A 10558-nucleotide genomic window follows, 5' to 3' on the forward strand; every position below is an offset into this window, starting at 1 on the left:
TCGCCACCGCCTTTCCAGCGTCCTCATGCTCCTGCCGGACATGCATGTTGAGGCCCTTTTCACCGCGGAGTTTTTTGCCGCAGTGCGGGCATTGATGCCCAGCGCCAGCGCGCGACTTCTTGTGTTTCGATGTGACTTTGACCGCCATCACGCACCTGCCTTCGCCAGATCAATCGTGATCGCCTGCCAGCGATCTTCGACTTTCCGGCGATGATAGAACCGTACATACTGCTTCGAGCCAGTCACCCGCATGGCATCGCGGATGGCGCCCATGGCCCGCTGCCAGCGCTCGTCATCGATGTTGTGGCGAAGCAAGCTAAAAAGGTCAGCGCGATTGATGCGCCCCTCTTTGTCCGTGCTGAATGCACGGGTAACAATTGCCTGCAGTGGCGCCGGGCTATCGGCTGACCATTCATTCATGCATTCGTCGAAGAGCTTTTTCGCAACCTGTAGCTCCGGCCCGAAATCGATACGGTCTGCAATCTGCACCTGGACTTTGTAGAGGCCATCGTAAGACTGGTAGGTCCGATTGCCCTTCTTGCCGCCCTTGGTGACTTCGTATTCCTGCGCCAGCAGCGCGTCGAAGCCGTCCAGGTCGATCATGGTGTGTTCAAGAAACCTGCCGATCTGGGCGGAGAGGTCAAAGGCAAAGCCGATGACCTTGCGCACAACCTCATCTTCCAGCTTATGCTGCGGCTTGACCAAATCCAGAGGCACAAGCCGGTCGCTGGCATCGGTCATCATCTCACGGCCGTTCACCATCGTGACACCGGTACCGACTTCGCGGACCTGTGCCTGGTAAAGCGCTTCCGGCACGAACCGGCCGCGCACATCTTCGATATAGCGTCCGCCATTGATTTCAGCGGTGCGCGGTTGGTTCTGCTGTGCTTCGAGAATGTATGCTTCACTGGTCATGCTGCATCACCTCCGTTGTTGTCGTGGTTGGTAATCAGTGTCAGATGTGGTCGGCGGCTTCCGTCCTTCTGGAGGCAGGCTTCCGCCTCCAGTTCTTCGGTGAGAGCTATGCCCGTATTCATCCGGGTCACCATGCCTTCGAGTTCGTTGACGCTTGGCCGCTTCTGCATGCGCACGAAACGCTTCATTTCATCGCGGACGCCGGACAGGTATTGAGATGGCTGGATGTTCATGCCTTGCCTCCCTTGAAATCGGGGCGAACAATCTTGCCGTCAGGATCGGCAATCATCTGCTTGAGTTTGCGGGTTGCTTCATCTTCGAGAATTTCGAAGCCTTCACGCCGCGCCTGTTCGAGGCGGTGCACGGAAAGTTCCTGTTCTGTGTTGCGGGCCAGTTTGCGCAGGACATGCAGCTCATCTGAAAGCCTCTGGCAATCAGACGCTGAAAGGCCATGACCATCGCGGTGCGCTTTCTGTAGCTTGGTCGCATGAAGGCAAAGCGTATCGCTCAGCAACGTGTCGATCAGGGTGGCGCTCATTGCAGGTCTCCCAGATCACGATTTTTCCAGGCAGCTCTCAGGTGATCGAGAGAGAGCGGTAGACCTTCTCCCATGGCGTACATGCGCGCGAGTTTGACCGTGCGGTCGATCTGGCGGAGTGCACCGGGTTTCAGGCCAAGTCCGAGCAGAAACTTGATGCAGTCCGGATCCTCAATGCCGAGCGCAGCCACAAACAGCCGTATGTCATCGGCGCGGTTGCCTTCGCGCCGAAGCCGCTTGTCGATGCGTGAAAGCACCTGCGCGCGTGACGCAACCGAACGGCCTTGCTGGCGCACAAAGCTGGCAGCTGTGTCTTCATTGCCGACAAGCGCGATACCGCAATTGTTGACATCGACGAAGTGGCGCAACTGGTTGATGCTGTCAGCTTCAAGGTTCTGCGCTTCATCAATGATCAGGAGTGTTCCGTCTCCGACGCGGTTCAGCTTGCGGCCGATGGCGCGGACCAGCCTTGCGGGATTGTGCTCGGATACATCAAGGGCCTCGGCAAGCTCGACCAGCATACCGTGAACGCGGGATGTGTTCGGGCTGATTGTCGCCATATAGGCATGAGGCCGGGTAGCGCAGTAGTGGCGGCAGGCTGTGGTCTTGCCAACGCCAGCATCCAGCGTGACGGCGACCAGAGCAGGCGTCATCTGTGCCCACATCAGCGTTTGCAGAACTTCGTTGGCGATTTTGGTTTTCACGAACGCAGGGCTGGCCGGGATAGCAGAGGCCATGTCGGCGGCCTCCTCGACACTCGTCAGCCACTGCGCAATCTGCTGGTTATAATTGGCAAGCGTGCCGTTGTATTTGCCTGAAAGCCACTGAGAAAATGTACCTTCGGCAACACCGCTGCGGCGGGCGACTTCGGCTTTTGACCATCCGTTGGTTGATGCCATTTCGGCTGTGCGCGCAGTCAGCGCACGCCATTCATCAACATCGCCAACTGGATGTTTTTCCAGGAAGGCTGCGGTTGGCTGGCTGAGAACCCAGCCGTTATTTGCATTAAATTTCTTAGTCACTATAATTGGCTCCGTTGTTAGCCCCTATCGGGGTGTTTTCTTTTGGGCGGGAGCTGCAATCTCCCGCCCTTTTTCATTGCCGGAACCGAACGCATTACTTATCGGTTTTCAGATACTGCCGGTTCATCCGGTCTTGGTTTTGCCGCCTTGCGGAAATTGGATAACGCCTTCGCTGTCTGCGTACCTTTCAAGAGCACGGCTGAAGGCGTCCTCGTAGCGATCCTCGTCGTGCTGTTCTTCAGGCAGTTGTTCGAGTTTGGCAGCGAGATTGCCGGTGGCGATCCGCGTGACAGTCGGGCGCACCTTTTCTGGCTTTGAGGGCGGACTGGCCTTGCTGCCCTTGTCCAGAATTTCGGCCAGTTCTTCAGCAGCGAATTGCTGTTCCAGCTTGGCCTTCTGCTTCGTTGCCTTCTGCCAGTCGGCGCGCTTGCGTGCGTGGCGGCGGGCTTCTTCCTGACTGTCGAAGCGGACGGCGCCGACCGCCTCAGCATCGCAGATGTACCGGCCATTCGGCTCGTAGACTTTCACCGGCTTATTCAGGTTGTCCGGATCGAAACGAACCATCAGGGTTTTGCCGATCCACTGGTTGAGTTCGATCGACCAGTACCGCGATCCCATGAAATGGATGGACCCGTCCGGCTGGCGCGCTTTCAGTCCCTTTGCTGACAGAAGCCAGATCGTGCGCTGTGCTTCCGTTGCCTGGCGAACGATGGTCGATGGCGCTGCCATGCTTTCGGCGAAGACCTGATCGAAGCTCTTGCCCTTGGCCGTCTCTGTGCGACGGCCGGTGCGGGCGTTATGTTCAGCAATAATCTCGGCAACATGGGTCTGCAGCTTGTCCAGATCGCAGGCGCTCTGCATATAGTTTTCTGGCTTGGCGTCTATCGTATTGCCGGTGTAGCAACCCGTCATTGCAGGATGCTTGCTGATCTCTTCAGCCAGACTGCCCCAGGCACGTTCGATCGGTTTGGCTTGGCCGTGATATGGCGTCACAAAACGCGGCTCGATGCCAAGCGTGACCAACAGGCCGGACACTTCGTCTGCGTCAATCTTGTAGCGATAGCGGGTGCGTGCACCACCAGAAATCATCTTGGATGCGAAGGCCCGGCCGTTATCGAGGTAGATGCGCTCCGGAATGCCGAAGTCTTCGACCATATCACCGAAGCAGGCGCGGATCGCATCCCACGTTTCGGCCTCTGCAAGCCGCCATGAAAGCACCTTGCGCGAATACAGATCCTGCGTGCCGATCAGATACATACGGGTTGGTTTCTCAGCCCATGGCACTTTCACAAACAAGTCGAGCCTGTGACCGTCGGCATTGACCGCTTCCATCGCATGCAGGTGTGCGACGGAGCGCTCTTGTGCCGGAAACATGCGCTTGGCCTTTTCGCGGCCTTCGCGGCTCATAACCTGCACGGCCTTTGGCACTTCGTGTTCGAGGCGGCGACGCAGTGATCGCTCAGACGGGATCGGGTTCCAGCCTTCAGACCTCGCCGCCTTCACCATTCGGCGATAGCAAGCCGAAAACGCGGGCTTCTCCGGACGAAGATAATCAGATTTGAGGAAGGCCCAGGCGTCGGCGTGACAGGTCGCAATCTCGTTTTCGACACCATTCGCCTTCGACGAGAAGGAAGGCGCAAGCGCGGCAAGCCAATCCTGTTTCGGATGGTCTTTCACCATCGCCCACCATTCATAGTAGGCACTCTTTCCTGTGCAGGTGTACTGCGTTGCCGTTTCGACAGCCTTCTTCTTCGGTAGACCGGCCTCAACCATTGCTTCAACGCGCTGGATCACTTCGAGGCGCTTTTCGCAGAGCGCTTTATGCTCGCTCGAAAGGGCCTCAAACCGCCTCCAAAGCAGCTTTGAGGCGTCGGACTTTCGGGCTTCTGGTTCAGTGACCATGAAGGCGAGCTTGGCGCGAGCGGCGTTTGGCAAAAGTGAATAGTGATATTCGTATCCGCCGCCCGCTTCTTTTCTGACCCTGGCTCTTTCAGTGCCGCGCGCGCCGGACAAGCGCTCGTTGACCCTGAATTGCGAAGTCGGCAACCCCGGTAACTTAGCCGCCGCCAGTTCAGCTGCTGTAAACCACTCCTGCTTCACTGGTCTGCCTCCTGGCTCGCCATGGCACGGCGGATTTCCGGGGCATGAATTTCCATCCATCTGAGTGTACGGAGTGCCGCCTCCAGGTGCTCTTTCTGCAGTGCGCGGTGTGCGGGTGAAAGCGTCAGCGAACGGCCATGAAGCAGGCTGTCCAGTGCTGCCACTTGGCTTCTCAGCGATACGCCTCGTCTTGCCGTAGCCATCAGCGCGCCCTCCGGATTGTCACCGGCTTGGAGCGGAGCGCTTTTAACTGCCCTTCGATCTCTTTGCGCTCCTGCTGGAGCCGGGCGATTTCGGCCAGTCGCGCCTCGTCGCCCTGAAGCAACAAAAGCCCGTCTTCGGATACGATGACATCCCAAAGCCAGAGTGCACCCGTTGCGCGCACGAAGGCTTTGAAGCGCGGCAAGCTGATATCGTGGCCGCTTTTACTCTCGGCGGTATAGGCATCAATCGTCGCCTTCGAGATTGAAGGCAGGCCGAGGTAATGTGCCATGCGTGCCGCGATCGTTGGGCGGTCAAATGGGGCCTCGCGGATAGCCCGCGCCATTTCCCGTTTCAGCCGGGAGCGAAAACGATCGAGGTCGATCTGTTCGACCGCATCGCGCGTCGGAAAGACCGGTGATGAAAAGAAATCCATCTGTGAGGGGTCGCGATTCGTCGACATCATGCAGCCTCCTGAAAACTGGAAAGGCCAATTTCCTCTAGGAACTGGTTTCGGGTTGCCTGGCTGGCCTGCCCCCAGGCTTTGCGCAAAGCGGCAAGCGCTTCCGTTTCCGGATCACGTTCGGTCTTTTCGGGCTTTGGCGGCTTGGTCAAAGCCAGAACGCTTTGCGGATCACCGCTTTCTTTCAGCGCCGCTGCTGCCTTCACCTGCATGTCCGGCGTCAACTTCGCAAACTTCAGCAACAAGGCCTGATTGGTTTCGGCTTCCGTTCCGCGCACGGCCTGCCGCATAGCGGGCTGTAGGTTAAGGCCGATACGAGTTGCGCGTTTGTAGGTTTCCGGGCCAAAGCCAAGGCGTTCCTGGACTTCCTTCGCCAGATCCTTTCCCGATGCAAACACCGAAGGGTCATCGTGACCCTTCGAGTTTTTGAGGTTACGGTTCTTATCAATTTTGCCGTGCTTTTCTTCCCAAAGTTCCCGGTACTTCATCACGAAGATAGCGCGATCGAGCGGGTTCAATTCGTTCCGGTAAAGGTTCTCTGAGATCTCAAGAAGCTGGGCCTCGACCTGATCGGCGGCAACGACAATCGCGTCGATTTCTGCCCAGCCGAGCAAGCGAGCGGCCGAGAGACGATAGCCACCAGCGATAAGCGTGTATGGTGTTTTCCCTTTGTTTTGCGCAGGTGTGCTTCTGATCATGATCGGGCTGATCTGGCCGCGCTCTTCAAACGACGCGGCAATGGCCTCGACATACCCTTGATCAATCGGGCGCAGACGTTCGCCCATGTGGATTTTATCTATCGATGCAGAAATGAACTCGGCCATGTCACGCGGCCTCCGCTTCGGCTTTGCCGAATGCCTGGCCGTAAAGCGCCAGCGCCCGAAGCCCCATCTTATGATAGGCACGATCGAAAACCGGGCAGTCGCGGCGCAGATTGACCTTCCACATAGTCTGCTTGATGCGTCCGACATTGCGGTCTGTAATCTTTGCAATGCGGCGGGCAGGCACGTCGAAGTAGTCACGCATCATCGTTAGCGCACATTGCCGCGCCAGAGCGGCATCCAGCATGTCGTTCGGAGGATCGATAATGTCTTCGAGCGAAAGATGGCTGAAATGGCGAGCGACCGCGCTGTAGCAGCAGGTCAGCATCAGCCTGTGGCGATCATCCTCTGAGTAAATATTCATAAAAGTCCCCTTGATTTTAACGTCCACCAGCGATCCAGAACCAACCGGCAGTCACACAACAAAGCGCGCAATATCCAGCCAGCCCGATCCAGATCGCGGTCATGGCAATGCGCTTTCTTTCTCAATTGTCGTGTCGAATTTGGACGCACGTTTCGCCATTGTGCGCTGATTGCATTTGCTGCAACCATGGTTCACACAACACGAATGGAGGCATGAACATGGGGTTGGATCAGTTGGCTGAATACATTGGCAAGGAGCAAGCCTACATAGGTGACCTATTGCTGAAAGAAGGCATTGAGAACCTTGCTGATGCTTGCGAGGAGATTGGCATTCAGAAACAGTGCGATCTTGTTCACAAGGAAAAATACAAGAGCATGACCCGTCTGTTTCTTGCCGGAAACAAAACGCGCAGGCGCATGTTTCTGGAAGGGTTGGGCGATGATATCGTCCGCCGCACTTTCCTGATCGCCGTTGCTTTTGAGATAAGGTGCGCTGAAGCATATGCTGAAACGCTTCAAAAATACGACCCCATGCCCCGGCTCGGACAGGCAAAGACATCGTCTCTGTTGCAATATGCGGCGGCGGCTCAAAGCCTGCAGGAAAGCTATCCGAGCCTCTGGCCGTTTCAGGATCACGACCCGTTCGATGAAGGTTAGAAGGCTCCGTTTCGAAACGATAGCGGTTGGCCGCGCGCCCACTCAGGTTATGGCGAACTTCCGGCGCCGAGGGGGTATCAAGGTCACGGCGTACGCTTTCGGCAAAAAGACGTGCACACTCTGTCAGAGGATCTGGATCGCACGCCATGTTATGCCGCCTCCTGATCGGAAATGCTTTTCCGGCTTTTCGGCGGACCGTACTTATTGCTATTGTAAATGACGGATGTTTTTCGTGGGTAGCGATCCGGCCAAAGCTTCTCAGGCGTTGTGCCGATGAAGGCGGCCAGCACAGCCTGACCTTCATAATGCGTAAGGCCCTTAACCTTGCGCAAAGTGGACGGGTGTAAACCGTTGTGGGCGGCAAGCTCAGTGAGGGTCATGCCGCGATCGTGGACCGCATCTTTGATCTTCTTCCAGACCTTGTCTGGGGTCGGGGTGCTCATGAAATAACTCCGCTTTGAAAGCGGGCGCTGCAACGCCCGTTTTTTAAGGCTCGTATTAGTAACAACCGCGCCCCACTGATGTGGTGCGCATAAATAGGGATAACGAAGAAACGTCGTTTTGTAAACGACATTTTTTCGTTTTGAGGTATGGCGCGACCACTTAAGCCGAGAACTCCGCTCGCTGCCCGTCTAATTCAGGCGCGAGAGCAAGCGGGTTTTAAAAATCGGAGCGATTTTGCGGATAGGATAGGAGTCGCGGCGGACACGCTGGGAACTTATGAGCGCGGAGTAGCTGAGCCGAACACGAACCTTCTGATGGTTTATAATGAAACGTTCGGAATAAATATAAACTGGCTTCTCACCGGCAAGGGTGATGTGTTTGATGACGCGACCAAGCCGTCGAGACCTGTCCTGTTCCCTGAATTGATGGAAGGACTCGTTGAAGCAGTGCTAAAAGTTCACAGAGAATTTGGTATAACCCTTCCAGACGGAAAGGCGGCGGCGGAGGCCACTGAGCTTTACAACCGGCTTCTTCAGCAAGGCTCAGATACCGCTAGCGAGGAAGGTCGAAGGCTGTTGATGCCCTTTATCGAGCACCTCCTTAGAGAGAGGCTTGAAAAGGCTCGGGAAGAACCTGGCACCGGTAAACGCGAGGTTTCATGATCGTGCGCTAAGGCGTTCCCGCTGCTCTGCCGACAGGCAACGGGAAATCGTTCGAGCGCTGAGCGTTCGGTTCAGTTGAAGCTATGATGGGGATTGATAGCTATCCGTTACCACCAATGGAAATCGGGCATTCTTTAGGGCTGAGCAGGAAACTACGCATGGTATGCACTCTTAAACAAATGACTTACGTGTCAACGCTATCAGTCACGTTTAATGGTTGCAACAAGGCCATTCTTTTTGGCAATGATCGTTGCTAGATCACTTTTATCCAGCCGTATGAGGGGAATATGAAACAACTGCTCCTGACCGCCTGTGCCGCCGCACTTTTCGCGACACCAAGCTTCGCCGAGATGACATGTGTTCCGCTTGAAGATATCGACACATTGAGTGCCGATGTGGGTGAGGCCCACGTCAATAACTTCTCGCTTTCCTCTGGCCAGTTGCGGGCGAGTGTTTTTATCCCCGGCGTCACTTTCTCCTATTCTGTGGTCAATAGAGATACTGGCCCGGTCTACGTCTCTGTAGATATCATCATGAGGGACGAAGAAAACACGATGATCGCTGCGCTTTCGGCGATGCCGACGCCATACGTCACCCCTGGTAGGACAGAAGCTGTTTCAAGAGAGACGATCTTGTCGGTCGATGAATTTTCTAAAGTTAGTACAATCTGTATCCGCGCTGCAGGGGTTGTTAAGCCAACTGAGTGAACTGGCTCACGCCTCTTGTCAGCGGATAGTGGTGATGTCCCCGTGCATCTCAATCATCGCAAATTCAGATTTAACATATTGAAAAATAATGCTATTCTTTTAGTTGCACGGGATGTGCATCTAAAAATTGGATTTTCTCCGAAAGGATGCTGGCTTTTATTCCGTATAAGAGCTGCCTTGAGTTCTTCTCAATCCTTATTTTTCAATGTCTTGAAGGGCTCTCAAAGGCGACTGGCGCGATTTCAAAGAGGTTTTTAAGGATTATCGGATTGCGCTCGCTGAAGGCTGTTTTCGCTGGTATGGTGTCGCGTGTGCTGTCAAAAACCGTTCGGCTGGCCTTCCTGTCGTATCGCCCGCAACCCCTTTTAATTCGGGGCTTTCCCACGATTTCTCACTTAATCTCGGATATTCCCGTAAATTCCGGATCCTTGTGTCAAACAACACCCGCGGCGCATCGAGCACGAAAATCAAACCTCATCCCTGTGCACAGGCCGATATCCCGCTTCGCGAGCTATGCGACCAAGAATTCCCTTAACCGTGACATCCAATAGCTGCCCAGGACGGTAATCTGCAGGAACAGCATAATTGGCTCGATCCTATGCTATCAGGCGTCCAACTTTTTGCTGAGTCTTCTCCGTCGGCCATTCCGCCGGGTCGAATACAGCAATAGCTGAACCTCCTTGAACACGAACCATCTTCATCGATGGAATATCTGTGTCGCCGTCGCCAATGAAAATCATCCGCTCAAACGGGAGCGGGCGTTCGTTCATAGGAATCCAGCGGTTGATCTCCTCGTCATTCCAGGTGTTGGAAATGCCCTTGTTAATTCGAAATATGAATTGCGTCTTGTTCGTATAGTTCACGGCTACGGCTGGCCAAGTCGCATGGCCGTCATCATCATAGGCATAGCCGGACGCAAAAATACCTTTAAACTTGGAACGGATGCCGCAACCTTCAATCATTTCCCGATTACCTGATGAAACTATATAGTGTTCGAGCGCCAGTTCACGCTCACGAGCATAGTCATCCATCCGATGAAACCACTCTTCGACACCATCGAAGAATGGAAGGCGTGCACCGTGTTCCTCCAAGGCTTTCCGAGTTATCTTTTCGGACGCCTTCTCAAGCATCATTTGCAGATAGATCAGCGTTTCATCTGCGTCCTGAGCCTTTTTTTGTTTTTTGACATAGCGCCAAAAAGCGCTGGTGTCTTCATAACCGATCTGCGGAAGAAATGTGTGTTGCTGCATAGCGCCCGGAGAAAGAGTTCCGTCGAAATCATAAATCATCGCAGCGCGTCTCAGAGTATCTGCTGTCATGTATATTCCGAATATTTCTCGTAATTATGATCGCTGTGTTTCGTTTTCGAAGCCTACTGCAGGCTGAGAATCCTCTCAGGCTTGAACGTCTCAAACGTCTTAATCCCGGAGGTCAATCCTTTGTGGGCGGTTGGGGTGCCAATTCGGCCCTTCAGCCAGCATTGACGACCTTTCAGCACATAGGTGAAGGCGGCGCAGCGGTCATCGTCTATACAGGCGAGGCGACATTGTTGTTGGGTTTGCACCGAGCTCTTAGAGTCTGTTCAAGAAAGCGGATAGCGGGCGAGCCGCCTTGTCATGAGCTTGATCATCGCGGTCTGGATGAAGGCGAGGCTTGTTGCCGAGA

The 10558-nt window shown here is 54.9% G+C and carries 15 protein-coding genes; 4 read left to right on the forward strand and 11 right to left on the reverse strand.

The genetic code is table 11. The features are described 5' to 3' along the window. Positions 1-147: 147 nt before the first annotated feature. The 9 genes from EDC90_RS15110 to EDC90_RS15150 all read right to left on the reverse strand — a co-directional run bounded on the left by EDC90_RS15110 (position 148) and on the right by EDC90_RS15150 (position 6424). Positions 148-915 (reverse strand): DUF3164 family protein, encoded by a 768-nt coding sequence (locus tag EDC90_RS15110; protein WP_132313077.1) that lies wholly within the window; start codon positions 913-915, stop codon positions 148-150. After that, positions 912-1148, reverse strand: a complete 237-nt coding sequence (locus EDC90_RS15115) for a hypothetical protein (protein ID WP_132313079.1) — start codon at positions 1146-1148, stop codon at positions 912-914. The genes EDC90_RS15110 and EDC90_RS15115 overlap by 4 nt, the downstream gene beginning before the upstream one ends. Beyond that, positions 1145-1453, reverse strand: coding sequence for a hypothetical protein (locus EDC90_RS15120; protein WP_132313081.1), 309 nt, complete (start codon positions 1451-1453; stop codon positions 1145-1147). Before EDC90_RS15120 ends, EDC90_RS15115 begins: the two co-directional genes overlap by 4 nt. Next, a complete protein-coding gene (locus EDC90_RS15125) occupies positions 1450-2475 on the reverse strand; it encodes an AAA family ATPase (protein WP_245511077.1) in 1026 nt (341 codons plus the stop codon). Before EDC90_RS15125 ends, EDC90_RS15120 begins: the two co-directional genes overlap by 4 nt. 123 nt (positions 2476-2598) lie before the next feature. Then, the gene (locus EDC90_RS15130) at positions 2599-4575 is read right to left on the reverse strand and encodes a transposase domain-containing protein (protein WP_132313083.1); all 1977 of its coding nucleotides are present in this window, start codon (positions 4573-4575) and stop codon (positions 2599-2601) included. Then, complete coding sequence (locus tag EDC90_RS15135) at positions 4572-4778, reverse strand: hypothetical protein (protein WP_132313085.1); 207 nt, start codon at positions 4776-4778, stop codon at positions 4572-4574. The genes EDC90_RS15130 and EDC90_RS15135 overlap by 4 nt, the downstream gene beginning before the upstream one ends. Beyond that, the gene (locus EDC90_RS15140) at positions 4778-5242 is read right to left on the reverse strand and encodes a hypothetical protein (RefSeq protein WP_432420012.1); all 465 of its coding nucleotides are present in this window, start codon (positions 5240-5242) and stop codon (positions 4778-4780) included. The genes EDC90_RS15135 and EDC90_RS15140 overlap by 1 nt, the downstream gene beginning before the upstream one ends. Continuing rightward, a complete protein-coding gene (locus tag EDC90_RS15145; RefSeq protein WP_132313089.1) occupies positions 5239-6063 on the reverse strand; it encodes a ParB/RepB/Spo0J family partition protein in 825 nt (274 codons plus the stop codon). Before EDC90_RS15145 ends, EDC90_RS15140 begins: the two co-directional genes overlap by 4 nt. Position 6064: 1 nt before the next feature. Further along, positions 6065-6424 carry a hypothetical protein gene (locus EDC90_RS15150; protein WP_132313091.1) on the reverse strand — a complete coding sequence of 120 codons (360 nt, stop codon included), beginning with the start codon at positions 6422-6424 and terminating at the stop codon, positions 6065-6067. A gap of 218 nt (positions 6425-6642) precedes the next feature. Here EDC90_RS15150 and EDC90_RS15155 point away from each other — a divergent pair, with 218 nt between their 5' ends. Beyond that, positions 6643-7080, forward strand: a complete 438-nt coding sequence (locus EDC90_RS15155) for a hypothetical protein (RefSeq protein WP_207903924.1) — start codon at positions 6643-6645, stop codon at positions 7078-7080. A 149-nt stretch (positions 7081-7229) separates the two neighbouring features. On the opposite strand, the gene EDC90_RS15160 is transcribed toward EDC90_RS15155, so the two are convergent. Further along, a complete protein-coding gene (locus EDC90_RS15160; RefSeq protein ID WP_132313095.1) occupies positions 7230-7523 on the reverse strand; it encodes a helix-turn-helix domain-containing protein in 294 nt (97 codons plus the stop codon). Positions 7524-7670: 147 nt separating this feature from the next. On the opposite strand from EDC90_RS15160, the gene EDC90_RS15165 reads away from it, so the two are divergent. Both EDC90_RS15165 and EDC90_RS15170 read left to right on the forward strand, forming a co-directional pair. Then, the gene (locus EDC90_RS15165; protein WP_132313097.1) at positions 7671-8186 is read left to right on the forward strand and encodes a helix-turn-helix domain-containing protein; all 516 of its coding nucleotides are present in this window, start codon (positions 7671-7673) and stop codon (positions 8184-8186) included. A 287-nt stretch (positions 8187-8473) separates the two neighbouring features. Further along, positions 8474-8893 (forward strand): hypothetical protein, encoded by a 420-nt coding sequence (locus tag EDC90_RS15170; RefSeq protein WP_132313099.1) that lies wholly within the window; start codon positions 8474-8476, stop codon positions 8891-8893. Positions 8894-9489: 596 nt separating this feature from the next. Here the strand turns inward: EDC90_RS15170 and EDC90_RS15175 are convergent. Next, positions 9490-10212 carry an HAD family hydrolase gene (locus EDC90_RS15175; RefSeq protein WP_207903925.1) on the reverse strand — a complete coding sequence of 241 codons (723 nt, stop codon included), beginning with the start codon at positions 10210-10212 and terminating at the stop codon, positions 9490-9492. Between the two features lie 26 nt (positions 10213-10238). Here EDC90_RS15175 and EDC90_RS21245 point away from each other — a divergent pair. Then, the coding region (locus tag EDC90_RS21245) for a hypothetical protein (protein ID WP_245511078.1) at positions 10239-10558 on the forward strand (320 nt) is incomplete at its 3' end.

Origin of the sequence: Martelella mediterranea, from assembly GCF_004342225.1 — a bacterium.
Lineage (GTDB): Bacteria > Pseudomonadota > Alphaproteobacteria > Rhizobiales > Rhizobiaceae > Martelella > Martelella mediterranea_B.

Excerpts from the sequence above, each read along its gene's own strand:
- EDC90_RS15150 (WP_132313091.1), bottom strand. The coding sequence starts at position 6,424 with ATGAATATTTACTCAGAGGATGATCGCCACAGGCTGATGCTGACCTGC.
- EDC90_RS15115 (WP_132313079.1), bottom strand. The coding sequence starts at position 1,148 with ATGAACATCCAGCCATCTCAATACCTGTCCGGCGTCCGCGATGAAATG.
- EDC90_RS15135 (WP_132313085.1), bottom strand. The coding sequence starts at position 4,778 with ATGGCTACGGCAAGACGAGGCGTATCGCTGAGAAGCCAAGTGGCAGCA.
- EDC90_RS15155 (WP_207903924.1), top strand. The coding sequence starts at position 6,643 with ATGGGGTTGGATCAGTTGGCTGAATACATTGGCAAGGAGCAAGCCTAC.
- EDC90_RS15175 (WP_207903925.1), bottom strand. The coding sequence starts at position 10,212 with ATGACAGCAGATACTCTGAGACGCGCTGCGATGATTTATGATTTCGAC.
- EDC90_RS15120 (WP_132313081.1), bottom strand. The coding sequence starts at position 1,453 with ATGAGCGCCACCCTGATCGACACGTTGCTGAGCGATACGCTTTGCCTT.
- EDC90_RS15160 (WP_132313095.1), bottom strand. The coding sequence starts at position 7,523 with ATGAGCACCCCGACCCCAGACAAGGTCTGGAAGAAGATCAAAGATGCG.
- EDC90_RS15145 (WP_132313089.1), bottom strand. The coding sequence starts at position 6,063 with ATGGCCGAGTTCATTTCTGCATCGATAGATAAAATCCACATGGGCGAA.
- EDC90_RS15170 (WP_132313099.1), top strand. The coding sequence starts at position 8,474 with ATGAAACAACTGCTCCTGACCGCCTGTGCCGCCGCACTTTTCGCGACA.
- EDC90_RS15165 (WP_132313097.1), top strand. The coding sequence starts at position 7,671 with ATGGCGCGACCACTTAAGCCGAGAACTCCGCTCGCTGCCCGTCTAATT.
- EDC90_RS15140 (WP_432420012.1), bottom strand. The coding sequence starts at position 5,242 with ATGATGTCGACGAATCGCGACCCCTCACAGATGGATTTCTTTTCATCA.
- EDC90_RS15110 (WP_132313077.1), bottom strand. The coding sequence starts at position 915 with ATGACCAGTGAAGCATACATTCTCGAAGCACAGCAGAACCAACCGCGC.